Origin of the sequence: Spirillospora sp. NPDC049652, assembly GCF_040675125.1 — a bacterium.
Lineage (GTDB): Bacteria > Actinomycetota > Actinomycetes > Streptosporangiales > Streptosporangiaceae > Spirillospora.
On the sequence record NZ_JBFAOF010000960.1, the window covers coordinates 1 to 2,641 of the forward strand.

3 protein-coding genes are annotated in these 2,641 nt (G+C 75.7%); all 3 read left to right on the forward strand.

Going from position 1 to position 2,641, the window contains the following annotated elements; genetic code table 11:
• Positions 1-222, forward strand: a 222-nt coding sequence (locus AB0J52_RS35445) for a hypothetical protein (protein WP_500187290.1), incomplete at its 5' end; no start/stop codon positions are given.
• Between the two features lie 88 nt (positions 223-310).
• Positions 311-1,192 (forward strand): alpha/beta fold hydrolase, encoded by an 882-nt coding sequence (locus tag AB0J52_RS35450; RefSeq protein ID WP_500187291.1) that lies wholly within the window; start codon positions 311-313, stop codon positions 1,190-1,192.
• Positions 1,193-1,381: 189 nt separating this feature from the next.
• On the forward strand, positions 1,382-2,641 hold a 1,260-nt coding region (locus AB0J52_RS35455; protein ID WP_500187292.1), incomplete at its 3' end, for an outer membrane protein assembly factor BamB family protein.

The window sequence follows — 2,641 nt, forward strand, 5'->3', positions numbered from 1 at the left end:
GGCGCGGCGCGGCTGCTCGGCGCGGCCGCCGCGGCGCGCGAGTCGGCGGGCATGGCGCTGCCCCCGGCCGAGCGCGGCGACGTCGAGCGGGCCGAGGCGAGGGCGCGGGAGGTGCTGGGGCCCGGGGACTACCGGGCCGCGTTCCGGAGCGGTGCGGGGCTGCGGCCGGAGGAGTGCGCGAAAGAGCTGCCGGACGAGGGGCCGGACCGTCCGGGCCGATGACGCCCGGGACGGGTCCGGACCGCGCGTCCGGTGGCGGTCCACGCCATGACGCGCGCCCGCGGGCGCGCGAGGAGAGAGGGATTCGAGCATGACCGAGAAGGCATCCGAGGGAACCGTCCGCACGGTCCGCGCCAACGGGGTCGACCTGTGCGTGGAGGCGTTCGGGAACCCGGACGGCCCCGCCGTCCTGCTGCTGGCCGGGTCCACGTCGTCGATGCTGATGTGGGACGGCGAGTTCTGCGCCCGGCTGGCGGGCGGGGAGCGGTTCGTCCTGCGCTACGACCTGCGCGACACCGGGAAGTCGATGACCTATCCGCCGGGCGACCCGGAGTACGGGCTGACCGACCTCGCCGCCGACGCGGTCGGGATCCTCGACGGCTACGGCATCGGCGCCGCGCACCTGGTCGGCCAGTCGATGGGCGGGATGATCGCGCAGCTCGTCGCGCTCGACCACCCCGACCGGGTCGCGTCGCTGACGCTGCTGTCGTCCAGCCCCGGCGGCCCCGGCCCGGAGAACCCGGACCTGTCCGGGATGTCGGAGGACTTCCAGCGCCAGTACGGCGACGTGCGCTGGCCCGACTGGTCCGACCGGGAGCAGGTCGTCGAGTACCGGGTGTCGCTGCAGCGGCCCTGCACCGGAAGCGCCCGCGAGTTCGAGGAGGACCGCTACCGGCGGCTGGCCGGCGCCGAGTTCGACCGCGCGATCGACCTGGAGTCGGCGATGCGCAACCACTTCGCCATGGCCCCGACCCCGCCGTGGCGGGACCGCCTCGGGAAGGTGTCCGCGCCGACCCTGGTGATCCACGGCGGCGACGACCCCGTCCACCCGTTCGACCACGCCGAGGCCCTCGTCCGCGAGATCCCCGGCGCGACCCTGCTGCGCCTGGACGGCGTCGGGCACGAGATCCCGGAGCAGGACTGGGACACCATCGCCAACGCCATCGCGGTGCACGTCCACAACGCCGGCTGACCCGCCCGCGCCTTCCCGGCGGCGCCGGACCGGGTTCCCCGGCCCGCGCGGACCGCGCGGTTCTTGCGCGGGTCCGGCGGGCGGGGGACCCGAGCACCCTGCGAGATGCCCCGGCCGCGCGGGTCGCTCCATCCTGGAACGCGCGTGCCCCGACGGGGTCGCGCGCCAGGAGCAACGGGAGGAGCGTGCATGCGGACACGGCTGCGGGTGCTCGCCGGAGTGACGGGTTCGACGCTGGCCGCGGTCGTGGCCGGGACCGGTCCGCCCGCCGGGGCGGCCGGTCCGCCGCGGCCGGGCGTGCCGGTCGCGCGCGACTGGACGTCGGCCGGGCAGAACGGGCAGAACACCAGGTTCAACGCCACCGAGCGCCGGATCGGGCCGGGCAACGCCGGGCGGCTGAAGCCGCGCTGGACGTTCACGACCGGCGGGGACGTCAACGCCACCCCGGCGGTCGCGGACGGCGTCGTGTACGTCCCGGACGCGGCCGGCACGCTGTGGGCGGTCCGGGCGAGCGACGGCGCGAAGGTGTGGTCGCGGAAGATCAGCGACTACACCGGGACGCCGGGCGACGGCTCCCGGACGACCCCCGCCGTCGCGGGCGACACGCTGGTGATCGGCAACGGCTTCACCGTGACGTCGCCGAGCGGCGCGGGCGCGATCGCCGTGGACCGCCGCACCGGCGCGCCGCGCTGGCGGACGCAGGTGGACGCCAACCCGCGCTCGAAGATCACCGGTGCGCCGGTCATCGACCGCGGCGTGGTGTACCTGGGGGTGTCGTCCTCGGAGGAGATCCTCCCGCCGCCGCACACCTTCCGCGGCAGCGTCGTCGCCCTCGACCTGCGGACGGGCCGCAAGCTCTGGCAGACCTACATGGCCCCGCCCGGCTACACCGGCAACGCCGTCTGGGGCAGCGCCCCGGCCGTGGACCGCCGCCGCAACCTGCTCTACGTCGCGACCGGCAACAACTACACCGTCCCGGACGGCGTCTGCACCCTCCCAGACCAGACCGGCTGCGAGAAGCCCTCCGCCGACGACTACTTCGACTCCGTCGTGGCGTTGGACCTCACCACCGGGCGCGTCCGCTGGTCGCACCGCACGCTCCCCGCCGACGCGCAGTCCATCCCCGACCCGCCGGACGGCACCGACCTGGACTTCGGGTCGTCCCCCAACCTGTTCACCACGACCGTCCGGGGGCGTCCCCGCGACCTGCTCGGCATCGGGCAGAAGAGCGGCGTCTACTGGGCGCTCGACCCGGACGACGGACGCGTCGTCTGGCAGACCAAGGTCGGCCCGAGCGGCGACCTCGGCGGCATCCAGTGGGGTTCGGCGACCGACGGGCGGCGGATCTACGTCGCCGTCGCCAACTCCAACCACGTCGCCTTCCCCATCCCGGCGGCCGGCGGCGGGACGCGCACGGTGACCGGCGGGATGTGGGCGGCGCTGTCCGCC

Coding starts and splice junctions, on each gene's coding strand:
- AB0J52_RS35450 (WP_500187291.1), top strand. CDS start 311: ATGACCGAGAAGGCATCCGAGGGAACCGTCCGCACGGTCCGCGCCAAC.